Below are 25,974 nucleotides of genomic sequence, written 5' to 3' on the forward strand. Positions count from 1 at the left end.
AGCGGATTTTTTTACGTGTATAATTCAAGTAACAACTACATTCTTCAAAGAAGAAGATAATTATTTCTTTTTCATTTTAAAAGTTTCAGCACTTTGCGTGCCTCCTTTAATTCCGGAAATTTCGGCGATTAGGCTGTCTTTTCCAACGAGATTGTAAGTAATCTTCTGCGGAAAATCATGCGACGGATTTTCAAAAATCATTTGGTTTTTTGTCGAAGAAGTCATTTTGAAGGCAACCGGTTTTCCTTCATTCTGTTCAGAAACAGTCGGAATGTACGTTAGTTCGCCATCGCGTTCTTCGAGCGCAATTTGTTCAGCAAAAACCGTGTCTTTATTCTGAATGAAGAAACTGCTGCCGATGAGCGTGCTGTCGTTTTTCTTTTCCAGGATTCTAATAAAATACCTTCACGCGAAGAGTTTTCCCAGTTGCCAATAAACCAACTTGCTTTTTCAATCTGTAGAAATATTTTTTGAGGAATTATCGCTGTTTCTTTTTTGCAGCCAGCTAAAATCGCCCCGACAGCTAAAACCGGAATTATCTTTTTCATCATTGTGTTTTGTCTTCAGCATTAAAATAGCGATGAAGATAAGGAATTTTCCTTTTAAACCAACCGTGCTTCTTCGCAGGATATTGGCGGTTTGGCGTCAGGTTGTTGAAGATCAAAGCCACAATAAGTAAGACGGATGCACCAGTCAGAACGGGCGCAATTACATACCAGTAACCAAGATTTTTAATCGCCGGGGAAGCCGTCACCGCAATCAATGCCGTTGCCCCGCCAGGAGGATGCAGCGTTTTGGTAATTTGCATCAATACAATGGATAAAGAGACCGCCAATGGAGCCGTAATCCAGATAATATCGGGGACGAATTGCTGTACAGTCACGCCAACAATCGCCGAAACCAAATGTCCGCCGATAAGATTTCGCGGTTGCGCAAGCGGACTCTGGATTACACCATAAACCAATACACTCGACGCGCCAAAAGAGCCAATCAGGAAAACAACATCTGAAACCGGAAGTGACAGCGATTGCGACCAGGCGATAATCCCGATTCCGACAAAAGAACCCACAAAAGCCCAGAAATGCTCTTTAAAATCAACCAAAGTTTCCTTGTAAAGAATATAGCGTGTCTTGCGGTAGCCGCGTTTGATTTTCTTAATTGGCATCAGTAGCTGGTTTTTGGCTGAAAAGTATAAACGGTGTACGGAAAAATCAATTTCGAAGTGAATTTTGCAATCAAACAGACTGCCAAAATCGGAAAGAATAAAGTATAATCACCGACAATGCCACAGACAAGAAATAAAGCAGTAAACGGCGCGTGAATGCTCGCACTCAAAACTGCCGCCATTCCGAGAATGATAAAATTTACCGGAATTACATCTGCATTGAAAAATGTATTGAGACAAATTGCCAGAAAAAAACCTAAAAACCCGCCAATGATCAGGCTTGGAGCAAAAACACCGCCATCGCCACCTGCTGCTAAAGTCACAGAAGTCGCAATCGGTTTGAAGATTAAGATTCCGAAAAGCGTAATTGCGACCGGAACGGTAAGCTGTAACTCGTCCGCATGATAAAAAGTCGATTTTAATGCGCTGTAACCATCGCCGTAAAGTTGCGGAAAGAGCCAGATAAAACGGCACTTAATATCACAGCTCCAATGATGATTTTATAAAAATGCAAGTCGATTTTTCCGAATAATGCTTTTGCGAAAACGACACATTTTGTGAGGTAAACAGCGTTCATTCCGGCTAAAATTCCAAGAACGATAAACCACGGAATCGCATAGTAATGCCAGGTTTCAACGCAAATTGCAAACAATGGTGCTTCGTTCATCACATAAACCAAAACAGATGCTGCAGTGACGGCGAGCAAATTTATGGCGAAAAAAAACCGGTTTGTACGTTTTGCGATGACTTCAACGGCGAATAAGATTCCGGCAACCGGACTTCCGAATAATGCTGTAATTCCGGCAGCTACTCCGGCGCAAATAAGTTCGGTTTTGTATTTGTGAAGCGTATTTTCTTTTTTGGATGCCACCGAGCCTATCGTTGCGGACGCGACAACTGTCGAAACTTCAATGCCTGTTGTACCACCGAAAGCCACGGTAATCAGGCCATTTATAAAATGTGAAGGAATCTTGTAAGCGGGCAAACCTTTAGATTTCGATTGAATGTCATCGAAGATTTCCTTAATGCCTTTGTTTTCTTTTTTGCGAAAAAAATAATGCCGCAGCAAATAAATCAATATCAATCCGGTAAACGGAAACAACAAAACATAGATTACATTTTCAGAAGCTTCGAGCGATAAGATACTTTCAAAATGTTCTGTGATTATTTTTAACGCAATTCCGGTCAAAGCGCTGAAAAGACCAACCAAAAGTGATGCAAGAATTAATTTTTTCGGAAAATCAATAGCGGAATTTTTTTTGTAATTCATTATAAAGGTGATGTAACTACAAAATTAGGCAAACTAAAAGCAAACTTCGATGCCTGATGTGATTTTACGAGGAATTTAACGCAACAAAAAGGCATCCAAATTTGAGCTGGACGCCTTTTCCTGACCTGTAAGGTACGGGTCTTAATAGTTGTGTTCCTTTTTATAATCCTGGATATCTTTGTCGATATCGTCTATGCTTTTCTGAACGCGGTTTTTGAATGCGTCCCATTTTTCTTTTCCGGTATCGGCATAAGAATCGAGATCAGCTTTCAATTCGTTGTTTCTAGCCTCAAGTTTATCAATTCTGGCTTGGAATTTTTTCTGATTGGCAGCACTCTCTGTTTTCAATTTTACCTTGAATTCTGCAATCCGTGTTTCATTGTCGGCAATCAGTTTGTCAGTGCCGGCTTTGAGTTTTTGATAGTCAGAAACTGCGGTGTCATTTTTTACAGCGTCGTATTTTTCTTCCGCAGCGGCTTCATTTTGTTTGGCATCAACGACGTCTTCTTTGGCGTCTTCGATTTTGTCATTCGAGGTTTTGCACGAAGTGAAAGTGAATCCTGTGAGCAGCATCGCAGCAGTAATTCCGATTAACTTTTTCATGTTGGTATTATTTATGGGTTAATAATATTTACAAATTTCTGGAAATTCTGCACGAGAATATTTACATGATTCCGATTACTTTTCATACAATTTTAAGGCGAAAAAAAAAGTCCGATAAAATCAGACTTTCCTACTTTAATGCTTTTCTCCCGAACAAAGGCCAACGATTTCATGAAACGTATCGTGAATTTCATTAAGCTGTTTCATAATCGTTGCGTCATCGGCATTTGTAGCCATTTTTTTCTGTAAAGCCTTTGTTTTGATCTGAAGCCTTTCTGCAGAAGCAAGGATTTCTTTGGTTTGATATTCTGCTGGAATTGTCGATTTCAACACATCTTCTGCCTTTAAGGCGAGCTCTTCATAACGCGCCTTGATTGGTTTTAAATCGCCCTTTTCAGCCGGGTGGAAAGTCGCCGAGAGCACTTCATGAAAAGCCTTTATAGACGGCCATTTTTCAAAAACCGACTGCGATTGGGCATTTCCTGCAGCCAATAATACGAATAAGAATAATAAAGATTTTAGCGTTTTCATATATGGAATTTTAGAATTTAGATTAGAAATTTATGCTTTTTCGCCTTCAACAATCCACCAATGGTTGCCATTTGGGTCTTCAAATCCACCGGTGTAACCATAATCCTGCTGTGCGGGCGGCATTAATGAAACTGCGCCGTGCGCCAAAGCAGATTTGTAAACTTTATCGACATTGTCAACATAAATGAACATTCCTGCGGTTTTAGCACCCCAGTTTTCATTGGCCTGTGAAAACATGATGACCGCATTGTGAATGCGAATTTCGCCGTGTTGTATGCGATTGTCCTCTGTGCGGCTGATGAATTGCTCTGTTGCACCAAATGTGTTTTTTGAAAACTCAAGGAATGCAACAGAATCATTGACAATCAGGTAAGGCATTACGGGATTGTAGTTGGATGGGATTTTCATAATTTAATTTTGAAAGCCTAAATTACAAATATTTGGAATAAGATGTTTTCCAGATGAGCGTTTTAGCTTTATTTTAATATTTCCCAATTCGATTCTTTACAGAGAAAAGCCGCATATTCTTCTGCTTTTTGGGCAATAAGTTTTTGATGTTTATTGGAAATTGAAAGGAATGGATGAATTGTAATATTTACCACATCATTTTTAATAACCCGGCTCCATGTTCCGGCGACTTGCCCGTTAATGATAAGGATCGGATTGAAAATTCCGTTAACGGATACGGCTTTTCCGTGATACAGTTTGTCCAGTACGGCGCTTCTGTCTTTATAGCTTATGATGTATTCATCGAAAGCGGGAAGCAGTTGCACCACATCATTTTGGGCAATTTCATGAACCTTACAATTATTCGGGAACCAATATATTTTCCCTTCGATTGTTTCTGGAACAAAATCAGATTGCAGCGATTCAATTCCTTTTCTGGCATCGCGAACCGGCAATCCCGACCACCAAACGAAATCTTCGAGTGTGGCCGGAGCATGGCTTGTAAAATATTTTCGCGCCAGTTTTTCAATAGCTTCACTGCGGTCAATCGATTTAGGTCGCTTCACCCGGTTTTCAAGGAGTGCGTATGATTGCTTGTTACCCATCATCGGCCCGCTGCAAATCAAACCTTCCATTTCGGCTTCCATCAATAACAAAGAAGAGCGGTATTGACCCACGGCAATTTTATTACCAGCCAACGCTGCTAAAAGATCCTCGCGGCTTGCATGTGCTTTTTGCAGCACTTTTTCCATAACGGCAAAAGATCTGGTCAATATTTCAGGCGTGATTTCGAGCGATTTTTTGTGCGCTTTCATTGCTGATCTTATTTGCGGGGATGTAAGTTCAAGCATCCAGTAAATGTCTTCTGCAGCCACCAGATGCCAGGTGGGCGCATTAGGTGGGTGCGCAATATTTTGCCATCATCGAGTGCTTTTCTGATTTCTTTTTCAGTAGCGTTCTGCAAACGGCTGGCAATAGCCCATTTTGACATTGCAAAATCTTGTGCCTGCATGGCGCCCATGTGACTTACAAGCCTTTCCGGAGATAATGATCTTTTTTCAATGATTGATTGGTGCTGAAGCCTCAGATTGACCAAAACATCAGGATTCATCGTTATAGAAATTTACAGCTTGCCTTGATGCCGATTGCACTGTAGCTCGCTTCTACACCATTATAAAATCTAAGGACTTGCGACTTAACGTCGTATCTTGCTTCAATCGCAAAACGACCATTGCTAATGCCAAAACCCGCAAAAACTCCGGAACGCATTTTGTATTTCAAGGTTAAGTCCCTGGAAACTTATTGCTGACCCTGTCGGAATGGCCAACCTATAACCCGCATCTGCAAATAATCTCAGCTTTTTATTTAAAAAGAAATGATGCCTGACACCGGCTGGAATTTCAATAAAATTATAGGAAACGGAGTAACTATTATTTCCTTCATTGCCTTCAATTTTACTCATCACCTGATAATTCGGCGCAGCAAAAAACGACCATTTGTTTTTATTGAATGGGAAAACCGCTTCAACTTCAACACCAAACCCCAAAGCAGGTTTTGATTCGCTAAACGAATAACTACTATTGTTTTCCTGATAATTAAAGTTAACCAAACTGGCGCTGGCCACTGCCTTAAAGTTGATAACACTTTCACCATGCTGTCCTGATAAATCTTTATAGGTTAGCTGGCCCGTGGCTGAAGTGCTATATTTTGCGATAAGTGCCGTAATATCTTTTTCTGTGTATTTCAATTTATCGAAATCGCGCGTTGTAGATTGCCCGGGCGTCAAAATCAAAAGCAATTGCTGACGAAAATAATTGTTCTCATAAATGACAGATTCGTCTTTGAGGTATTGTTTGTAAATTAATTGTTCAACCTTATCGTGAGGCGAAACACTTATGAAGTAACGAACAAGGTCTGAATTTTCATATTTATACAAATAGACGTCGCCTTTTGTAATTACTTTCAAAAGCGCAGTCTGTTCTTCCCAAATGGGTTCTTTTTTGTGGCTCATATCATAAAGGGAAACGCCTGACACGTCAACATTAAATTTGAAACGTTTATAAAAACTCTCTTCACCCACGCCAAATTCTGCTATTTCAGCAACTTTCGCTGTCTGCGTATCGCCATCTTGGGTAAATCTATAGAGTATTTCCGACGGATTGTTCTTCCAGTCTAGATTTTTAATCAGACAATCTTTTCGTACGCCTTGATTATTAATGAAATATCCTGGTTCATAATTGATTTGCGAGAAACCGTAAACTGAGAAAAGAAGCAGGAATGCGTGTACAATTGTTTTCATAATTGGGTTTTTTCTTACGGCCAAAATAGTTTATTTTTCAATCCGTTTGCAATTCATCCACAAAATTCTACAATTCGGCACAAATTAGTTTCGTAGTTTTATGGCGCGCCGCATCTTTGCCTCACCAAAACCAACATCATGAAAGCATTTTTTAGTTTTTTCTTATTTATTTTTGTCTTGAATGCGACGGCCCAAACCACTGTTTCCGGTAAAGTCACCGATGCGAAAGGGCAGCCGCTTCCGGGTGCGAATGTTTTTTTAGACGGCACTTACGACGGAAGTTCAACCGATGCAGAAGGAAATTTCTCATTCACGACCACAGAAACCGGCGTTCACCTGTTAAAAATTACTTTCCTGACTTATGAAGACTATTCAGAAGAAATCGACGTCAGTGCCTATAAAAATAAGATGATTAAACTCCGCGAAAGCGTCACCAGCCTGGATGCCGTTATCATCACTGCCGGAACTTTCGAAGCCGGCGATAAAGCGCGCGTTTCAGTCTTAAAGCCTTTGGATATTGTCACCACGGCCGGTTCTGCCGGAGATATTGTTGCCGCATTGCAGACTTTGCCCGGAACACAAACCGTGGGCGAGAGCGGCAGGTTGTTTGTTCGTGGCGGAGAATCAGATGAAACGCAGACCTTTGTTGATGGTCTCCGCGTGTCGCAGCCTTATGGCGCTTCTGCAAACAATATTCCGTCGCGCGGCAGGTTTTCTCCTTTTTGTTTAACGGAATTTCATTTTCAACCGGCGGTTATTCGGCAGAATATGGCGAAGCTTTGTCGAGTGTTTTGCTGCTCAATACAATCGACGAACCGGATCAGGAAAAAACAGATGTGTCGCTGATGACTGTCGGATTGGGCGTCGGCAATACGCAAAAATGGGACAAAAGTTCCTTCAGCATCAACACGGCTTACATCAATCTTGCGCCATACCAGGCGGCTTTCCCACAGGAAGTCGACTGGAACAAGCCGTATCAGGCGCTTTCGGGCGAAATGGTTTACCGCTATAAATTCGTCAGCGGATTGCTGAAAATATATGCTGCTTTTGACGCTGCGGCTTTGGATTTGAACCAGGAAGACATCAATCAACCCGAAAAAGTGCGCTTCGACTTGCACAACAACAATTTGTACCTGAATTCGAGTTACAAAGGATTTTTCGGTGAAAACTGGGCGATTACGACAGGATTAAGTTACGGTTACAGCAACAACAAAATCGGCATCAACCTTGATAATGTTGACAATACCGAACATGCGGCACACCTGAAAATGAAAATCAGGAAGAGTTTTTCAGAAAGAGTCAAGCTGACATTCGGTGCAGATTATTTTATCACGCAGTTTGATGAGCATTATAAAGTATTTCAAGGCGATACTTTTCCGGACGGTTATAACGCTAATATTGCGGCAGCTTACACGGAAGCGGATATTTTCTTTTCGAAAAAATTTGCGGCAAAAATCGGTTTTCGGGCTTCCAATAATGATTATTTGAATGAATCGAATATTGCGCCACGTGCTTCAATCGCCTATAAAGTCAGTAAATTCGGCCAGTTTTCATTTGCTTACGGCGAATTTTTGCAGGCGCCGAAACAGGATTACCTGAAATTCTCTGACCAATTCGAAACGGAGAAAACTTCGCATTACATCCTCAATTACCAATACAGCAAAAACGGGCAGACTTTAAGGGCTGAAGCGTATTACAAAAAATATGACAATCTTGTAAAGTATGATTCCGACGGCATTTTTAAGACCAATTACAGCAACACAGGTTTCGGCTATGCGAAGGGACTCGACTTGTTCTGGAGAGACAATTACAACTTCAGGAATTTTGAATATTGGGTTTCGTATTCATTTATCGATACACAACGCAATTACCAGAATTACCCGGTAGAAGCGACGCCTTATTTTGCGGCGAGCCACAGCCTTTCCATCGTGACTAAATATTTCATTACCGATTGGCGTTCGCAACTCGGATTGACAAATAGCTTCAGTTCAGGCCGCCCGTATAACAACCCGAATGAAGCGGTTTTTATGAATGGCCGCACAAAATCCTACAACAGCCTGAGTTTCAGCTGGGCGTATTTGCTGAGCCAGCAAAAGATTTTGTATTTTTCGGTTTCGAACGTTTTGGGTGCGCACAATGTTTTCGGTTACGATTACGCCAATACGCCCGACGCCAATGGATTTTACAAAAGCAAAGCAGTGACGCCAACCGCCGACAGATTTTTCTTCGTAGGTTTCTTCTGGACAATCAGCAATGATAAGAAGAGCAATCAGTTGGATAATCTGTAGGTGTCGAAAGCCTAAAGTCCAAAGTCAAAAGAGTAGAATCAACAACGGACTTTCGGCTTTCGACTTGCAACTTTCGACTATTACGATTCATCCCCAAAATTCAACAGTTCAGTCATAATAAATTTTAAACCACTGAAAACCACCGTAAATTTGACCTGTAAATAAAACGTTTCAATCATCAAATAACCATTTAAAAAATAAAATCATGACAAAAATTATCATTACAGCGACTTTATTCATCTGTAGTTTACTAACCGCACAAACCAAATACGATGACGGCATGAAGAAAGCCTTCGAACTTTGGGGACAAGGTAAAAACACTGAAGCTTCGGCGCTTTTTGAAAGAATCGCTTCCGCGGAAAAGAACAACTGGCTTCCGAATTATTATGTTGCTTTGGTGAATACAACCACGGCTTTCCAAACCAAAGACAAAGAAACCATCAGCGCATTGCTTACAAAAGCGCAGGCTGCGTTGGATATAGAATTAGACAAAGAACCCAACAATGCCGAACTCATGGTGATGCAGGCGATGATTTATACCGCGTGGATTGTTTATGATCCGATGGTAAATGGCATGAAATATTCACCGAAAGTAATGGAGATTTATACCAAAGCTGCCATCATCGCGCCTGAAAATCCAAGGGTTGTTTTCGGTAAAGCAGAATTCGAAATCGGTGGCGCCAAGTATTTCGGGAATGACACTAAACCAATGTGCGCGCAGGTTGATAGGTCTATCGAGCTTTTCGGAAAATTCAAATCTGATGTTCCGTATTTCCCAAGTTGGGGATTGGACGGTGCTTTGGAAACACAGAAAAGCTGCAAAAAATAATACCAGAACTGATTGAATCAATTGACATGCAAACATTCATCCGATATATTTTCAAGGCAATTTTGCGGGGCATTTTCATCAGTGCCGTCATTGCCGCCGTGTTGATTTTTATTGAGATTGTGTATGGCAGGAAAGTGATTTTCAATCAGGAATTTCTTGAAGAATTAGGTTATTATTGCCTTTACGGCGTAACATTGACGCTCGTCAACAGCGCGTTTTTCCAATACCTGAACAGAAAAGTAGTTTGGGAAAAGTATTCCAAATACAGGATTCTCATTGGTGCTGCCGGAAGTATTTCGCTTACAATGGCGGGAATTTTCTTCATCCGGATGTTTGTCGATACGGTTTTGCACGGGCACGACATCACGGCTTTTCTTTATGGTGAAAGATTCGAATATTATGTGGTTTCGCTGATTATCACGCTCGTAATTTCGTTGTTTTTTCATGCTGTTTATTTCTATAAATCGGCACAGGAAAAGAAAGTAAAAGAACAAAAAATCATCGCCGGAACTGCATCAGCGCAATTTGAAAGCCTGAAGAACCAGATTGATCCGCATTTTCTGTTCAACAGCCTGAATGTATTGAGTTCACTGATAGAGGAAAATCCGGAAAATGCACAAAGATTCACGACTTCGCTGTCAAAAATCTACCGATACGTCCTTGAGCAAAAAGACAAAGACCTGGTTTCTGTAGAAGAAGAAATGTCGTTCGCAAAAACGTATATGAATCTTTTAAAAATGCGTTTCGAGAACAGCGTTTTCTATGAATTGCCCGAAAAACTCGAAAATCCGGAAGCTAAAGTCGTTCCGTTATCCATGCAATTATTACTTGAAAATACGGTAAAGCACAATGTCGCCAGCGAAAGTAAACCGCTCTATATAAGGATTTTTGAGCGTGGCGATTACCTCGTCATCGAAAATGATTTCCAGAAAAAGGAAGTCCTTCAGGACCGCAAAGGCGTCGGATTGCAGAACATCATCAACCGCTACTCGATCATGACGCGGCGCAAAGTACAAATTGAACAAACAGACAAAATTTTCAGTGTCGCGCTGCCGATGCTGACCAAACAAATCGCTATTATGGAAACACAATTCAATGACCAGGAAAGCATTTACATCAAAGCACAAAAAAGAGTAGACGATATCAAAGGATTTTACGGCAACCTGATTTCGTATATCGTTTTTACCATTGCATTTGCCATATTAAATCTCACTACTTCGCCCGAATATCTCTGGTTTTTATGGCCGGGATTGGGCTGGGGATTTGGCGTAGTCGTGCACGGAATCACCGTTTTCAATCTTGTTCCATTCCTCGGAAGGGATTGGGAAGACAAAAAAATCAGGGAACTGATGGAAAAACACAAATCGGATAAATGGCAATAATTAAAGAAATGCATCATGAAAAATTTCAATAATCCCGAAGAAGAATTAGAATACCGGAAAACCAAAAAACGCGTGCGCGAAATCAGGAATTTTTATTATAATTTAGCGTGCTATTGTATTATAATCCCGGTTTTGATTGTGATTAACCTGGTATTCGTACCTGAATTTCACTGGTTTTATTTCTCGATGGCGGGCTGGGTATAGGGCTGATTTTTCACGCCACATCTGCCTTCGGATACAACCCGATTTTAGGGAAGGATTGGGAAGATAAAAAACTAAAAGCCTTCATGGAGGAGGAACGAAACAGAAGAAACAACTTTAACCAATAAACCAACAATCATGGAAAACCTGACAGAAAACGAAAAAATGAGATACGAAAGGGCTGCAAAAAGCGTAAAAGCCATTTCCGGATTCTACAAGCACTTGACAGTTTACATTCTCGTGAATTTATTTCTCATTGCTACCAAATATTTTACCCTCGATCCGGGCGAGAAATTCCTCGAATTCAATACTTTTTCGACCGCGTTTTTCTGGGGAATTGGCCTCGCCTTTCATGCCGTAGGCGTATTCGGAAAGAACGTGTATTTCGGGCGTGACTGGGAAGAACGCAAAATCCGTGAAATCATGGACAAGAATAAAAGCAAAGGAAAATGGGAATAGTTTAGTGATCAGTATTCATTGATTAGTTTCAAAACCCTGTACCAGAACCCAAACCCTGTACCAAAATGGATATTCTCATCATCGAAGATGAAAAACCCGCTGCGCGACTATTGCAAAGAAAAGTTGAAAAGCTTGGATTGCAGGTGAATACAATGCTGCATTCTGTAGAAGAAGCATTAAATTGGTTTGGTGAAAATCCACATCCGAATTTGATTTTCCTCGATATTCAACTTTCTGATGGCCTTTCATTCGAAATTTTTGAGAAAGCAGAAATCAAAAGTGCGGTTATCTTTACGACGGCTTACGACGAATATGCATTGCGCGCCTTCAAACTCAACAGCATTGATTATTTGCTGAAACCGATTGATGAAGATGAACTTGAAATCGCCGTCAATAAATTCAAAGCCAGAAATATCGCCGCGCCAAACCTTTCGCTCGATTTTGAAATGATCAAGAGAATGTTCGTCAATCCTGCTGAAAAAAGTTATAAAAAACGCTTTACGATCAAACTAGGGCAACAGCTCAAAATGATCAACACGGAGGAAATCGAATGTTTTTACAGCGAAAATAAAGGCACTTATATCCATACTTACGACAACCGCGATTATCTTCTTGATGTTACATTGGAACAATTAGAAACCGAAATCGATCCGGCAGATTTCTTTCGCGTCAGCCGTAAATTTATCATTCCGATGAAAGCGATTAAGGAAATCGTAATGTACAGCAATTCACGCCTGAAAGTCATTTTGCCGACATACAAAAACGACGAAATCATAGTAAGCCGTGAACGCGTCAATGAATTTAAAGACTGGCTTGACTGATTTCCTGCAGAAGATTTTTACAAATTCCGTTGTTGTTCATGCTATATTTCTTCTTATATTTAGGCAACGATTGAAATGCCATGACAGAGACAGAAATTGAACAGGAAAACAAAGCCATAGCCCGCGAATACAAAGAACTCCTGCGCATCAGCTACCAAACGCTCAGCGAAGAAGACAAAAAACTGATCCGCAAGGCTTTTGATGTGGCGGTTGATGCCCACAAAGACCAGCGCCGCAAATCCGGTGAAGCCTATATTTTTCATCCTATCGCCGTTGCGAAAATTGTTGCCTCAGAAATTGGTCTGGGCGCGACTTCTATTGCTGCTGCGTTAATGCACGATGTCGTTGAAGATACCGACGTAACGGTTGCCGACATCGAAAAAATGTTCAATCCGAAAGTCGCGCAGATCGTTGAAGGATTGACGAAAATCGCGCAGGTTCAGAAAGACCTCAATATTTCAATCCAGGCAGAAAATTTCCGCAAGATGCTGCTGACGCTCAATGACGATGTACGCGTAATCCTCATCAAACTCGCCGACCGCCTTCACAACATGCAGACGATGGATTCGATGGCAGAGCCGAAACAGCTCAAAATCGCATCTGAAACCTTATACATTTATGCGCCGCTGGCACACCGTTTAGGACTTTACAACATTAAAAGCAAACTTGAAGACCTCGGCCTGAAATATACCGAACCGCAGGTTTACAATGATATCGTCAGTAAAATCAAGGAAACGAAGGAAGAACAGGACGAATATATCAAGACGATTTCTGATGTGCTCAAAAATTCGCTTGATACTGAAAATATTGACTATGTCATCAAAGGCCGCCCGAAATCCATTTATTCGATCAGGCGCAAAATGAAGGCGCAGAATGTAAGTTATGACGAAGTGTATGACAAATTTGCGCTGCGCATCGTTTACAAATCGTCACAGCACGATGAGAAATTCATCGCCTGGAAAATTTATTCGATTGTAACGGATCATTATCGCCCAAGTCCGAGTCGTTTGCGCGACTGGATTTCTTCACCAAAATCAACCGGTTACGAAGCATTGCACATTACCGTCATCTGCCGAAGGCCGTTGGGTAGAAGTGCAGGTGCGCAGCGAACGGATGGACGAAATTGCTGAGCGCGGATATGCTGCCCATTACAAATACAAACAAGGCGCGACCGAAGAAAGCGGACTCGACGTTTGGCTGAACCTGCTCAAAGAAGCGCTTGAAAACCAGGAATCCAACGCCGTAGATTTTGTCGAGGATTTCAAGATGAATTTATATTCGAAGGAAATTTTCGTGTTTACGCCAAAAGGCGAAATCAAATCATTGCCGAAAGGCGCGACTTCACTTGATTTTGCGTTCAGTATTCACTCGGCAATCGGTGTCAGGACGAGAGGGACGCGCGTTAACGGGAAATTGGTTCCGCTCAATCATGAACTCAAAAGCGGCGATCAGATTGAGGTCATTACATCGGCCAATCAAAAACCCAATTCACACTGGCTTGATTATGTGACCACGGCGCGCGCGAAGAATAAAATCAAAAGTGTTCTGAATGAGAACATGAAGAAAATTGCCGAAGACGGGAAAGAGTTGCTTACGCGAAAACTGCGCCACCTGAAGCTGACCGTCAATGAAAATACAATAAATGAACTCGTTGTTTTCTTCAAATTAAAAACAAGTCTTGACCTTTTTTACCGCGCAGGATTAGGTTCTATCGAAAATGCGCAACTGAAGGAATATGCGGCCTTGAAGAGCAATACGTTCATGAATTTCTTCAAGAACAAAATCAAGCGAACGCCAACTTACCAGCCGGAACAAATCCAGAAAGAAGAGCTCAGCAACAATTATGACATGCTCGTTTTTGGTATCGACCAGGACAAGCTCGATTATAAATTGTCGACGTGCTGCAATCCGATTCCGGGCGACGAGGTTTTTGGTTTTGTGACGATTAACGAAGGCATCAAAGTACACAAAAAGACTGCCCGAATGCCATCAGCCTGCAATCCAACTATGCGTATCGCATCATTCAGGCCAAATGGATTGATTCTTCACAGCAGGAATTTAAAGCGATTCTCGATATTACGGGAATGGACAGCCTCGGCTTGACGAATGAACTTACTAAAGTGATTTCGAGCAATATGCACGTGAATATCCAGAGCATTTCACTCAGCAGCGAAGCCGGGATTTTCAAAGGGCAGGTGAGTGTGGTGGTGCAGAACAATACAATCCTGAAAAGGCTTATCGATAATATCAAGAAGATTGACGGGATTGATAAGGTGACGCGGGTTTATAAAAACTAGTGTGCGAAAAACTAAAAACAAAAAATCCCGCCTTATCGCTAAAGCGGGATTTTTAATATTGTAAGATTTGCTTAGTAACGGATATCTAAAGTACCGTTGGTTACAACAACATTATTTTCAAGACCATTTAACGTTCCTGAAAATGTACCTTTCAGTCTTCCGTTAGCCGTATTTGTAGTTATTGATGACGTCATGCTGCCGCTGTCAAAAAAGCCAACGTTGTTTTTGAGGTAACGGAAATCGTAGATTACATCTGAACCCGTATCTTCCTGGTCAAGATAAAAAGTGAATCCCTCTGTTGCAGAAGTACTTGATGTAGCCACTACAGTAAGCTCTTTGTAAGTTTCTCCCTGCTCTGTAATGGTTTCTGCATTTACTACAACGACGTCGAAAGTCTTGGCAACGCCATCGACGGTTGCAGTAACTTTTCCACCTGTTCCACCATCGTCATCATTTGATGAACATGCACTGATTGACATTGTAAGGGCGATTGCCGATACGAATAAGATAATTTTTTTCATTTTAGATTTTGTTTTGTTAGCGGCAAACATAAAATTAAAAAGTTAACTGAGCAACTTTAATTGCGGCAGTACAAAAAAATCCCGCCTTATTACTAAAGCGGGATTTTTCATTTAATGAAAATCTTAATATGAAAATCTTAATATGTAATCTTAAAAGAACCGTTGTCAATCACTTTTCCGGAATTACTCAAAGACTTGAAGTTGCCTTGAAATGTACCTTTTATTTTATGATCGGCGCCATTTGCCGTGACATTCGTTGAAACGTTATTACCAATCGAACTGTAATATTCAACATTGTCCTGTGTAAAAACAATTTCCTGAATTGCACCAGTGCCGGTGGCTTCTTTGTAAACGTTGATCCTGATGGTTTCGACTGTTGAGCCGTTTACTTGTCCGTAAATAGAAACGACACTTGGGTCAGTTGAGGTGATGGTCACGTAGTTGATGATTTTCGTAAATCCGTCAACAACAAAAGTAATGCGGTTAACATTGGTATTTTCGAGGTCTCCAGAACAGTTGGTAGAACCGAAAGCAACAAGTGCAAGTGCGGCGAATAAGAGTATTTTTTTCATTTTTTAAATTTTTGTACGCAAATCTATTGAATTAATAAGACATATCAAATTTGCCATTGGTAACAACAACCATATTGTCGTTGGCGGCTTCAAAATTACCTGAAAAAGTACCTTTGAGGCGGCCATTGCTGTTAATTTGCAGGTTTGATATCAGGCTGCCAATGATGCCCGCATGGAACCAACGCGTCTGGGTCTTAAAATACATGACTTCATAAACCGATTCGGCGCCTGTGTCATTCGTATTCATTTTTAGCTGAATATATTCTTCGGTCGGCTCGACGGTTGTCGCTTTTACGATTACTTCAGGTCCGTTTCTTTCGATGTCAATCGCAGTATAGGTTTTTTTGACGCCGTCAACAGTGAAGGTAATTTTATTTTCAGGAAGCCCATCATCCTCGGAAGCACAACTTCCGGCGGTAAGGGCAGCAATAGAAAATGCTGCAAATAAGATTAATTTTTTCATATGTAAATCAGTTAGTTACAGCAAACCTAACCATTAAGTGCCTATCGTGCAAATATTTATTATTGATAAGTGCTAAGATATGTCGATTGCATTGCTGCCGACCGAATACTGAGCACTGAATACTAAACTTTGCCACTTTGCTACTTTGTACCTCCTAAACTTTTCCTTATATTTGCCGCATGACATTAATATCCGTTGATAACAGCAAAAATCAGGAAGTTGTAAAGAACGTTTTTACAATGTATCTTGAAAATAAAGGACACCGAAAAACTCCTGAACGCTACGCCATTCTTCAGGAAATCTATGACAGCGAGGAGCATTTTGATATCGAAAATCTGTATATCAAGATGAAGAATAAAAATTATCGCGTGAGCCGTGCCACTTTATACAATACCATCGAATTACTGCTCGATTGTGCGCTCGTTCGCAAACACCAGTTCGGACAAAACCAGGCGCATTATGAAAAATCTTATTTCGATAAGCAGCATGATCACATCATCATGACTGATACCGGAGAGGTTTTCGAATTCTGCGATCCGCGCATCCAGATGATTAAAAAAACCATCGAAGAGATTTTTGACATCGATATCCACAACCATTCGCTGTATTTATATGCGAATAAGAAAAAAGCCGCAGCTGAGGAAAACGCTTCCGCGGAATAACACAAAACAACACAAACACACATAGAATGACCGTAGATTTATTATTAGGATTGCAGTGGGGCGACGAAGGCAAAGGAAAAATTGTTGACGTACTCACTTCAAAATACGACATTATTGCCCGTTTTCAGGGCTGGGCCTAACGCCGGGCACACATTGGAATTTGATGGCATCAAGCATGTTTTAAGGACGATTCCATCGGGAATTTTCCACAAGAATTCCATTAATGTGATTGGAAATGGCGTCGTAATCGATCCGGTCGTTTTCCAGAAAGAAATCGAAGGTCTCGAAAAATTCAACATCGATATTTATTCAAGACTAATCATTTCGCGTAAAGCGCATTTGATTTTACCGACGCACCGTTTGCTCGATGCGGCCTCTGAAGCGGCAAAAGGTAAGGCGAAAATCGGTTCGACCTTAAAAGGAATCTGGACCGACTTATATGGATAAAACCGGTAGAAACGGACTCCGCGTTGGCGACATCGAACTTGAAGATTTCAAAGAAAGGTACCGCGCACTGGCAGACAAGCATGAAGCGATGATTCGTTTTTATGACGTTGCGATCCAGTATAATTTATCCGAAATGGAAAAAGAATTCTTCGAAGCCATTGAAGAATTAAAGAAATTATCGTTCATCGACAGCGAAGAATATTTATACAAAGCGCAAAAAGAAGGAAAGTCGATTTTGGCTGAAGGCGCACAAGGTTCTTTGTTGGATGTGGATTTCGGAACTTATCCTTTCGTAACTTCTTCCAACACGACAGCAGCCGGCGCTTGTACAGGATTGGGAATTGCGCCCAATAAAATTGGCGAGGTTTTCGGAATTTTCAAAGCGTATGCAACGAGAGTAGGAAGCTGCCCGTTTCCAACAGAATTATTCGACGAAGACGGCGCAACAATGGCGCGTGTTGGTAACGAATTCGGTTCTGTAACCGGAAGACAAAGACGTTGCGGCTGGTTGGATTTGGTGGCGTTGAAATATGCGATTCAAGTCAACGGCGTCACGCAATTAATGATGATGAAAGGCGATGTATTGTCTGGATTTTCAACGTTGAAAGTTTGCACGGCTTACAATTACAAAGGTGAAGAAATCACGCATTTACCATACAATATCGAACCTGAAAATGTAACACCTATTTTTAAGGAATTCAAAGGCTGGAAAGCTGATTTGACAGGATTGACGACTTACGATTCACTTCCGATTGAATTAAAAGAATACATCGATTTTATTGAAGCTGAAGTTGAAGTGCCGATTAAGATTGTTTCTGTTCTGCCCTGACAGGAAACAGACGATTATGAAATAAATTAAAAGGCTGTCAGATTTGGACAGCCTTTTTTATTTTTTGTTTTTACTTTTTTTCTTCGTTTTCTTCCTGCCACGCTTTTTACGTTTCCCCCAATTGTTTTTTAGTTTGGAATAGGATTTTTTGGAAATCGTCGATTTCTTTTTACTTCTCGATTTTCCTTTCTTTTTGCGCGCATTGATGTTGTTGACGAGCGAATTTTTTACGCCGAGCTTATTTTTCTTTTGCCGCTTTTTGGCTTTGTGGATGCGTTTGCTCATGTGTTTTTCTTTTAGCGCTATTCTGAATTATACAGTGATTGTAAACTATGATGCAAGCATCAAAATTTAACAATTTTTACGGCAATCCCGTATCCGGATAATCCGATTTTTTCGTAGGGATGGAATTGCCCCTTCCCTTAAGGTAAGTTACGATTTTTTTCAATACGTTATATTACGGGAAAACCGTAGAAATTGTTAAACTTTCAGAAGATTCGCTTCAATAATTATCTCGAAGTATGGTTTTTTATTCTTTGATTATCAGGAAAGTTGCGCTAAAACCAGTCGCTAAATTCCATGTGTTTTCAACCAAAACCTTTCCGTTTTCATCGAATTCGATAATTTTGAACTCTGCAGTATTCTGGACCTTCAGTCCCCTGATTCAGCGCCAAAAAGTCAATCTTATTAAATCCTTTCACCAACGCAAGATTATAAACCTGATAATTGCCGCTCAAAGTCGCTTGTGAAATCAATGGCGTCATATTAACTGACAATTTAATCTGGTCGCCATCAATCGCACCAAAATCCCTGAAAAGGATGTAAACATTCGACGCTTTAGTGGTAATCTGGCCGTAATCCTGATTCCTTTTCATCGCCGGATCGTTTTCAAAACCGCCCGTACGTTTGTTTAATTTTGTCAGGTATTTTTCGTTCGGATTGACAAAACCATTCTGTCCGCTGAGGTTGATAGGCTTATCTTCCGTCGGAAGTGGCGAAGATGTGTTTGATTTCGGAATGTTCAATGCATCGGTTTGTTTTGGAGGCGACAACAATGGCGGTTTGATATCGGGCGTCGTAGGATTTGAAATTCCCGTGAGCTTTGTCGGCTTCGAAGTATTCAATTCCTGCGCATAAATGCCCGTTGCACAAAGCGTTATTAAAATAAAAGTAAAAAATTTCATGCCCTTATGCATTAACCTGAATTTTGGATAAAAGTATCAAAACCTCCTGATGTAGCGTAAAAAATAACATTTTATTGTGTTATTGCTCAAGCTCGTAAATAAATGATTCTGATGGTTCGACAGTTATATTCGCTCTACCTTCGCCGTTTAAAACTTTGAATTCAATCCTGCTTTTTCCATATAGTTGGTCTTTCAGAAAATAAGTGCCGTCTTTGAGCTGCCATTTTTCAATAACCGCTTTTGGAATTGCCAGGTCAAAATGGCTTTTCGTAACCCAGGAAAAATTCGCAATCACAACAAGTTTCTGATGAGACGACCAACGAACGAATGAGTAAATTCCGGCATCATAGCCTTTGGTGATATTGCGGTTTTCTGTCTGGATTTCCTGAAATTGTCCCATCAATGCATCACTCGAAATGGTGAAATTCAATAACCTTTTATAAAAATCCCTCAAATCTTTTTGAGATTGAGAAAGCTGCCCACCATCAAATTTCCCGCCGTTCATCCATTTTTGGTGGTTAGGAACGCCGATGTAATCAAAAATCGAAGTGCGCGAATGTGTCCCGAAACCGGCATTTTCATTTCCGGCTTCACCAACTTCCTGCCGAAATAAACCATCGTCGGTGAAGTACTGATCGTAGCAGAAACCACCATTAAAGGTTTTCCTTTTTCAGGAGTTCCGGCAAATTCCGGACTTGCAAGCCTTTGTTCGTCGTGGTTATCGAGGAAATGCAGCATGTGATGTTCGATATCCGACAAATCATTTTGGATATCTGAAATGCCATCCGGCAAACTTTTGCCCTGAATTACATCTTTCAATTTGTCGTAAAACTGTACCTTATCATACAAATAATCCATTTTTCCGAGTTGGATATAATGACGATATTCTTTCGGATTGTACACTTCCGCCATCAAAAAGGCATTCGGATTTTTCATTTTTATGGCAGAATTCATATAACTCCAGAATTCATAAGGCACCATTTCGGCCATATCATAACGGAAACCGTCAACGCCTTTCGCAGTCCAGTACAATGCAATATCTCGGAATTTCTTCCATGAAGAAGGTACGCTTTTATCTTTCCAGAATTCGAAGTGTTCTTTGTATGATTTTTTGTCGAAACCTTCCGGCAATTCCGGAAAATCCTTCGTTCCGTCAGGTTTTACGCCATAATTGATTTTTACGGTTTCATACCAGTCGTTGATATCCGGTTTGGCCAGTCTCGAGCCGTTGCCCGTCCATTTTGCCGGATTTTCATCAAAAGTGCCATCAATCATCGGATTTTTTTCGCCATTTAATGGTTTGTAAGAATCTGATGTCGGCACCTGAAAATGCTGTCCCGGAATATAATAAAAATTGTTGTCGCGCTTGTATTCCACGGAAGTGTCATCGTCTGCGCCAAAATCACGCACGCCTTTCGGGTTGGTTTTTCCCTCATATTTTCTGGCAATATGATTCGGAACGATATCTATGATGACTTTGAGTCCATTTTTGTGGGTTCTTGCAATCAACGCCTCAAATTCCTCAAGTCTTTTCGCTGGATTGACCGCCAGATCCGGGTTTACATTATAATAATCTTTCACGGCATAAGGCGAGCCCGCACGGCCTTTTACGACTTCGGGATCGTCGTTTGAAATGCCAATCGATGTATAATCATTCACCAAAGCGTGGTGCGGAACGCCGGTATACCAAATGTGTGTGACGCCGAGCTTTTTGATTTCCTGCAACGCGGTATCGGTAAAATCATTGAATTTCCCGACGCCGTTTTCTGTAATCGTCCCCCACGGCTTGTTGTTGGTGTTTTTGTTTCCGAAAAGCCTCGTAAAAACCTGGTATACAACTGCTTTCTTCTCCGAAACTTTTTCTTTTTTTGGATGAACCATTACTTTGTGCTTTTTATTTTGTGCGTTGGCGGTCAGTGTAAGGCTGATCATTGCGGCCATTATAATTTTTTTCATAACTGCTGTTCCGTGTCTTTTTCGCGGCGCGGATTTTACAAATATAAAAATTTGAAGACAGCCTTTGCCTGCGCTAATAAATATTTCTTAATTAATCCTGAAAACGCCACATTTTCCTTAAATTTGACGAAAATTTATCCGTTGAAGAACTACTTTTTTTTTCTCATAAGCTGCTGTTTTTTATTGGTTTCGAATGGCATTTCGGCACAAACGAAGCCGGCGGTTCTCAAAAAATCCGTTGTTACCAAGAAAATGACTGCGCAAAAAGCGCCGGCAAAACAAAGTGCAAAACCGATTATCGTTGAAAATGCAGATTTTTTTCTTCGGAATGAAGCAGAAGTTCCGGGTGCGGCATTATTGACAGGAAATGTTCGCGTGAACCACGATGGCGTTATCATGACTTGCAAAAAGGCTTATTTCTTCGAAAAGGAAAATTATCTCAAGGCCTTTGGTGATGTACAGATGGTTCAGGGAGACACACTGTATTTGAATAGCAGTTACGCCGAATATAACGGGAATGAAAAGCAAGCTTTTGCTACCGGAAATGCGGTTTTGCGTTCGCCGGATATGCGATTGTCAACCGATACAATTTACTTCGACCGAAACATCCAGCAATCTTACTACAACTCTTATGGACCATTGTCAATAAAGAAAATACGCTCAAAAGCAAATCGGGAAGGTATTTTGTAAAAGAGAAGAAATTCGTGTTTCTGACTGCTGTTACATTGACAAATCCGAAAACAGTCATTAAGTCGAATCACTTGGATTATTACTCAAATTCAGGACATTCTTATTTATTCGGACCATCGACAATTACCAGTAAAGAGGATTATATTTATACGGAAAAAGGCTTTTACGATACGAAGAAAAACGTTGCGCATTTCCTTCGAAAGTCTTACATCCGCTACAAAAACCGTTTGATTGAAGGCGACAGTTTGTATTATGACCGCACGCGCGAATTTGCTTCGGCAACGAGAAACGTAAAAATCACAGATTCCATCAACAAAGGTTTGGTAAAAGGCCATTACGCAGAAATTTATAAAGCAAAAGATTCGATGTTCGTGACAAAACATGCTGTTGCAATTAATCTTGTTGAAAACGATTCGGTTTATATCCACGGAAAAATCCTGATGGTAACAGGAAAACCCGAAAACCGCATCATACGCGCTTTCAAAAATGCCCGTTTTTATAAAACCGACATGAGCGGTAAATGCGATTCGATTCATTCTGACCAGAAAAAAGCACTGACCCAATTAATAGGAAGACCGGTGATGTGGAACGGCAAAAATCAATTGACAGGCGACGTCATGCACCTTATCGGTAACAATCAAACAGAAAAAATCGACTCGCTCAAGGTGCTTAATAACGCTTTTATTATATCGCGCGATACAATAGGCGAAGGTTTCAATCAGGTCAAAGGACTCAATGTCTACGGGAAATTCAAAGACAACAAACTCTCCGAAGCCGACGTCGTCAAAAATGCCGAAATCCTGTATTTCTTCAGGAACGATAAGCAGGAATTGGTCGGAATCGATACGGGAACCTGCGGGCAAATCCACCTGACGCTCCAAGACAATAAAATCGAGGAAATGACCAAAATGGACAATCCCGAAGGGCAATTGTATCCCGAAAAAGATTTACCCGCAAACGCCCGGAAACTACGCGGTTTCATTTGGCGCGAAGACGAAAAGATAAAATCAAAGGATGATATTTTTCCCGCAGAAGAAAACGAGGAAAACGACAAAATCATAAAAGAAAGCGAAGCGGAAAAAGCCAAGGAAAACGTGCCGATGAAACCTTTGAAAGAAACTACAGATTATGATAAGAACCATCCGCAACCAAAAGCTAAAGTTGAGTGATCGGTGCTCAGTGTTCGGTGCTCAGATCGCGGGTTGCAGATGGCAGTTGACAAAATAAACGAATAACAAATTGAAACAGGATTTTTTAAAATACCAGGCGCAGACTTCGCCATATCCTTTGGGAATGGAAGTTTCTAATGCCGAAGGTTCTTACATATACGACACCAACAATAAAAAATACCTCGATTTTGTCGCCGGCGTTTCTGCCGTTGCAGTCGGGCATAAGAATGAGCGCGTCAATAATGCGATAAAAGATCAGCTCGATAAATATTCCCACGTGATGGTTTATGGCGAATACGCACAAGATCCTGCGGTAGAATATTGCAAATTACTCGTTGCAAATTTACCTGAAAACCTCAATAAAGTTTATCTCGTCAATTCAGGAACAGAAGCCACGGAAGGCGCCTTAAAACTAGCCCGCCGCGTCACCGGAAGAAGCCAGTTAATTTCCTGCAAAAATGCCTACCACGGCAACACGATGGGTTCGATGAGCGTCATGGGGTTCGAAGAGCGCAAGCAGGTTTTCCGCCCGTTAATTCCCGATGTTGATTTCATCACCTTTAATAATGAAGAAGATTTACAGAAAATAACTACCAAAACCGCTGGAATCATCCTCGAAAGTATTCAAGGCGGCGCCGGTTTCATCCAACCCGAAAATGATTTCCTCAGAAAAGTGCGCGAACGCTGCAATGAAACAGGAACCATCATGATCGTCGATGAAATCCAACCCGGTTTCGGCCGCACCGGAAAACTATTCGGATTCGAAAACTACAACGCCATTCCGGAACGTAATTATAATAGGTAAGGGGATGGGTGGCGGAATGCCGGTCGGTGCCTTCGTAGCCAACCAAAAGCACATGGATTTGCTCGCCGACAACCCCAAACTCGGGCACATCACCACTTTTGGCGGCCACCCTGTCATAGCGGCAGCCTGCCTGGCGACTTTACAGGAAATCCTCGACAAAAACCTGATGCAACAGGCGCTTGAGAAAGAAAAACTGTTCAGAAGCCTTTTGGTACATCCTTTGATACAGGAAATACGGGGCAAAGGCTTAATGCTAGCCGCGATGACCCCAAGTGCAGAAATCACCAACAAGGTGATTTTCAAATGCCAGGACAAAGGTTTGATTTTATTCTGGTTATTGTTCGAAGGTTGCGCCATCAGGATCACGCCGCCGCTCACGATTTCTAACGAAGAGATTCAGGAAGGCTGCGCGATAATCCTTGAGGCGATGGATGAAATACTAAATGAGATGGATTAGAAGCTGATCCGGCTATGCGCTCTTATCTTTTCCCGCCTAAAGAAGGCGGCAAAAGGATAACCGCTTCTATCCGGGCTAGTCAGTGCTACAAATAACTTCAACGCAATAATTACACGCGATTATTGTTAATTAAATTGTTCACAACAATTACTTTTTTTTACCACGACAATTACAACGTTACCTACTTTTAGAGTAGGATAATTTTAAAGATATACAGTATGCAATTAAGCAACGAAGAAGAAGACTACAATTTATCCTTGTCTAAATTCGAGTCAATGCTCAAAACCAACAAAGTTTTGTTTTTTGATTCAGAGGAATTTGAAGAAATCATACTTCATTACCTCGACATGGGTAAAGCCAATCTTGCCAAGAAAGCCTTAAAATTAGCACTCGAACAGCATCCCAAATCCACCGGCCTGAAGCTGGTGCAGGTAGAAATGCTGGTCTATGATGACAAACTCGATCTGGCCGACAAGCTCCTCAACGAACTTTTCGCCATCGAACCTACAAACGAAGAAATTTACATCCAGAAAGCCAACATTTTTTCCAAACGCGACAACCACGAAAAAGCGGTTGAATTGCTCAATACCGCATTGTATTACACCGATGATTACGCCGATGTATATAACTTGATCGGAATGGAATATTTGTTTATGGACAACCTTGAAAAAGCCAAAGAAAGCTTTATCAAATGCCTTGAAGAGGATACCGAAGACCAGGCCGCATTATATAATGTGGTGTATTGCTTCGAATTTTTCGGACCAGAATGAGGATGCGATTGCTTTTCTCGAACAATACATAGAGAAAAATCCGTACAGTGAAATTGCCTGGCACCAATCCGGCAGATTGCATTACGGACTAAAACAATATGAAGAAGCGTTGCGCGCTTTTGATTATGCGACTTTAATCGACGACGAATTTCTCGGTGCTTTTATGGAAAAAGCAAAAGCGTTCGAAAGGCTGAAACAATATGAAAATGCCATCGAAGCCTACAACCGCACGCTCGAACTCGACGACCCGACTTCTTATGCTTTATTGAGAATCGGAAAATGTCACGAAAAACTTGGAAACAAAGCACTGGCGTTAAAATATTTCAACAAAACGGTGCACGAAGATCCGCTTTTAGACAAAGGCTGGATTGCCATTACTGATTTTTATGTTCGCCTGAAAAATTATCAGAAAGCGTTGTATTACGTCAACAAGGCGCTCAATATTGACAACCAAAATCGCTTGTACTGGAAACGTTATGCGACCATCAACCGCGAAATGAATTTCTATGAAGAAGCGGAATTCGGCTACAGAAAAGCGGTAGAATTCGGCGACAGCGAACTTGATACGTGGTTATTCTGGGTAGATATTTTGCAGTTTTTAGGTGAATTCGACAGCGCAATTGAGACGCTATTACAATCAACAGAATTTTTTCCTGAAAGTTTTGAAATCGAATACCGCCTCGCCGGATTGTATTTCATGCTCGGGAAAGACATCAAAGGAAAATTCCACATTGCCAATGGTCTACGTCTGAGTTTTGAAAATCACGTGATGCTTGAAGAATTGTTCCCGGTAATCTGGACGCGAAAAATGGTGCAGAATGCCATTAACAAGTACAAAAAATAATTAAAATACAGCG

The 25,974-nt window shown here is 41.1% G+C and carries 21 protein-coding genes and 9 pseudogenes; 14 read left to right on the top strand and 16 right to left on the bottom strand.

Annotated features, from left to right (window positions below):
* Positions 1-60: 60 nt before the first annotated feature.
* From ACSLFW_RS09885 to ACSLFW_RS09930, 10 genes and pseudogenes are all read right to left on the bottom strand, one after another.
* Positions 61-396, bottom strand: coding sequence for a DUF6265 family protein (locus ACSLFW_RS09885; RefSeq protein ID WP_436557423.1), 336 nt, complete (start codon positions 394-396; stop codon positions 61-63).
* Positions 279-551, bottom strand: coding sequence for a hypothetical protein (locus ACSLFW_RS09890; RefSeq protein ID WP_436555607.1), 273 nt, complete (start codon positions 549-551; stop codon positions 279-281). Before ACSLFW_RS09890 ends, ACSLFW_RS09885 begins: the two co-directional genes overlap by 118 nt.
* Positions 548-1,165: an HPP family protein gene (locus ACSLFW_RS09895; RefSeq protein ID WP_436555608.1), complete on the bottom strand. Its 618-nt coding sequence runs from the start codon at positions 1,163-1,165 to the stop codon at positions 548-550. Before ACSLFW_RS09895 ends, ACSLFW_RS09890 begins: the two co-directional genes overlap by 4 nt.
* On the bottom strand, positions 1,165-1,644 hold the full coding sequence (locus tag ACSLFW_RS09900; protein WP_436557424.1) for a chloride channel protein: 480 nt from the start codon (positions 1,642-1,644) through the stop codon (positions 1,165-1,167). The genes ACSLFW_RS09895 and ACSLFW_RS09900 overlap by 1 nt, the downstream gene beginning before the upstream one ends.
* The gene (locus ACSLFW_RS09905; RefSeq protein WP_436555609.1) at positions 1,584-2,435 is read right to left on the bottom strand and encodes a chloride channel protein; all 852 of its coding nucleotides are present in this window, start codon (positions 2,433-2,435) and stop codon (positions 1,584-1,586) included. The genes ACSLFW_RS09900 and ACSLFW_RS09905 overlap by 61 nt, the downstream gene beginning before the upstream one ends.
* Before the next feature lie 141 nt (positions 2,436-2,576).
* Positions 2,577-3,038, bottom strand: a complete 462-nt coding sequence (locus tag ACSLFW_RS09910) for a hypothetical protein (protein ID WP_436555610.1) — start codon at positions 3,036-3,038, stop codon at positions 2,577-2,579.
* Positions 3,039-3,173: 135 nt separating this feature from the next.
* Positions 3,174-3,569 (bottom strand): hypothetical protein, encoded by a 396-nt coding sequence (locus ACSLFW_RS09915; RefSeq protein ID WP_436555611.1) that lies wholly within the window; start codon positions 3,567-3,569, stop codon positions 3,174-3,176.
* Between the two features lie 30 nt (positions 3,570-3,599).
* Entirely contained in the window at positions 3,600-3,977 is a 378-nt protein-coding gene (locus tag ACSLFW_RS09920; protein WP_436555612.1) for a VOC family protein, read from the bottom strand.
* A 68-nt stretch (positions 3,978-4,045) separates the two neighbouring features.
* Positions 4,046-5,127, bottom strand: a pseudogene (locus ACSLFW_RS09925) (winged helix DNA-binding domain-containing protein).
* 123 nt (positions 5,128-5,250) lie between these two features.
* A complete protein-coding gene (locus tag ACSLFW_RS09930) occupies positions 5,251-6,315 on the bottom strand; it encodes a hypothetical protein (protein ID WP_436555613.1) in 1,065 nt (354 codons plus the stop codon).
* A 138-nt stretch (positions 6,316-6,453) separates the two neighbouring features.
* Between ACSLFW_RS09930 and ACSLFW_RS09935 the strand changes: the two are divergent.
* The 9 genes and pseudogenes from ACSLFW_RS09935 (at position 6,454) to ACSLFW_RS09975 (ending at position 14,592) form a co-directional block, all read left to right on the top strand.
* Positions 6,454-8,603, top strand: a pseudogene (locus ACSLFW_RS09935) (TonB-dependent receptor).
* Between the two features lie 205 nt (positions 8,604-8,808).
* A complete protein-coding gene (locus tag ACSLFW_RS09940; RefSeq protein ID WP_436555614.1) occupies positions 8,809-9,432 on the top strand; it encodes a hypothetical protein in 624 nt (207 codons plus the stop codon).
* Positions 9,433-9,458: 26 nt separating this feature from the next.
* On the top strand, positions 9,459-10,814 hold the full coding sequence (locus ACSLFW_RS09945) for a 2TM domain-containing protein (RefSeq protein ID WP_436555615.1): 1,356 nt from the start codon (positions 9,459-9,461) through the stop codon (positions 10,812-10,814).
* A gap of 15 nt (positions 10,815-10,829) precedes the next feature.
* Positions 10,830-11,143 (top strand): annotated as a pseudogene (locus ACSLFW_RS09950) (2TM domain-containing protein).
* A 10-nt stretch (positions 11,144-11,153) separates the two neighbouring features.
* On the top strand, positions 11,154-11,474 hold the full coding sequence (locus ACSLFW_RS09955) for a 2TM domain-containing protein (RefSeq protein WP_436555616.1): 321 nt from the start codon (positions 11,154-11,156) through the stop codon (positions 11,472-11,474).
* Between the two features lie 65 nt (positions 11,475-11,539).
* Positions 11,540-12,295 carry a LytR/AlgR family response regulator transcription factor gene (locus ACSLFW_RS09960; RefSeq protein ID WP_436555617.1) on the top strand — a complete coding sequence of 252 codons (756 nt, stop codon included), beginning with the start codon at positions 11,540-11,542 and terminating at the stop codon, positions 12,293-12,295.
* Between the two features lie 80 nt (positions 12,296-12,375).
* A pseudogene (locus tag ACSLFW_RS09965) lies at positions 12,376-13,402 on the top strand (HD domain-containing protein); the annotation flags it as partial.
* Between the two features lie 159 nt (positions 13,403-13,561).
* The gene (locus ACSLFW_RS09970; RefSeq protein ID WP_436557425.1) at positions 13,562-14,398 is read left to right on the top strand and encodes a TGS domain-containing protein; all 837 of its coding nucleotides are present in this window, start codon (positions 13,562-13,564) and stop codon (positions 14,396-14,398) included.
* Positions 14,380-14,592, top strand: a complete 213-nt coding sequence (locus tag ACSLFW_RS09975; protein ID WP_436555618.1) for an ACT domain-containing protein — start codon at positions 14,380-14,382, stop codon at positions 14,590-14,592. Before ACSLFW_RS09970 ends, ACSLFW_RS09975 begins: the two co-directional genes overlap by 19 nt.
* 71 nt (positions 14,593-14,663) lie before the next feature.
* Here the strand turns inward: ACSLFW_RS09975 and ACSLFW_RS09980 are convergent, their stop codons facing one another.
* From ACSLFW_RS09980 to ACSLFW_RS09990, 3 genes are all read right to left on the bottom strand, one after another.
* Entirely contained in the window at positions 14,664-15,113 is a 450-nt protein-coding gene (locus ACSLFW_RS09980) for a hypothetical protein (RefSeq protein WP_436555619.1), read from the bottom strand.
* A gap of 137 nt (positions 15,114-15,250) precedes the next feature.
* Positions 15,251-15,685 carry a hypothetical protein gene (locus tag ACSLFW_RS09985; protein ID WP_436555620.1) on the bottom strand — a complete coding sequence of 145 codons (435 nt, stop codon included), beginning with the start codon at positions 15,683-15,685 and terminating at the stop codon, positions 15,251-15,253.
* 31 nt (positions 15,686-15,716) lie between these two features.
* Positions 15,717-16,148 carry a hypothetical protein gene (locus tag ACSLFW_RS09990; RefSeq protein WP_436555621.1) on the bottom strand — a complete coding sequence of 144 codons (432 nt, stop codon included), beginning with the start codon at positions 16,146-16,148 and terminating at the stop codon, positions 15,717-15,719.
* Positions 16,149-16,327: 179 nt separating this feature from the next.
* Here ACSLFW_RS09990 and ACSLFW_RS09995 point away from each other — a divergent pair, with 179 nt between their 5' ends.
* Positions 16,328-16,810, top strand: coding sequence for a Fur family transcriptional regulator (locus ACSLFW_RS09995; protein WP_436555622.1), 483 nt, complete (start codon positions 16,328-16,330; stop codon positions 16,808-16,810).
* Positions 16,811-16,836: 26 nt separating this feature from the next.
* Positions 16,837-18,111, top strand: a pseudogene (locus tag ACSLFW_RS10000) (adenylosuccinate synthase).
* 32 nt (positions 18,112-18,143) lie between these two features.
* On the opposite strand, the gene ACSLFW_RS10005 reads toward ACSLFW_RS10000, so the two are convergent.
* The 3 genes and pseudogenes from ACSLFW_RS10005 to ACSLFW_RS10015 form a co-directional block, all read right to left on the bottom strand.
* Positions 18,144-18,371: a hypothetical protein gene (locus ACSLFW_RS10005; protein ID WP_436555623.1), complete on the bottom strand. Its 228-nt coding sequence runs from the start codon at positions 18,369-18,371 to the stop codon at positions 18,144-18,146.
* A gap of 323 nt (positions 18,372-18,694) precedes the next feature.
* Complete coding sequence (locus tag ACSLFW_RS10010; protein WP_436555624.1) at positions 18,695-19,270, bottom strand: hypothetical protein; 576 nt, start codon at positions 19,268-19,270, stop codon at positions 18,695-18,697.
* Positions 19,271-19,349: 79 nt separating this feature from the next.
* Positions 19,350-21,151, bottom strand: a pseudogene (locus ACSLFW_RS10015) (alpha-amylase family glycosyl hydrolase).
* Between the two features lie 327 nt (positions 21,152-21,478).
* Here ACSLFW_RS10015 and ACSLFW_RS10020 point away from each other — a divergent pair.
* The 3 pseudogenes from ACSLFW_RS10020 (at position 21,479) to ACSLFW_RS10030 (ending at position 25,961) form a co-directional block, all read left to right on the top strand.
* Positions 21,479-23,085, top strand: a pseudogene (locus ACSLFW_RS10020) (OstA-like protein).
* A 70-nt stretch (positions 23,086-23,155) separates the two neighbouring features.
* Positions 23,156-24,347: pseudogene (locus ACSLFW_RS10025) on the top strand (aspartate aminotransferase family protein).
* Between the two features lie 218 nt (positions 24,348-24,565).
* Positions 24,566-25,961 (top strand): annotated as a pseudogene (locus ACSLFW_RS10030) (tetratricopeptide repeat protein).
* Positions 25,962-25,974 lie beyond the last annotated feature (13 nt).

Source organism: Flavobacterium sp. 3HN19-14 (genome assembly GCF_051373205.1).
Taxonomy (GTDB): Bacteria; Bacteroidota; Bacteroidia; order Flavobacteriales; family Flavobacteriaceae; genus Flavobacterium.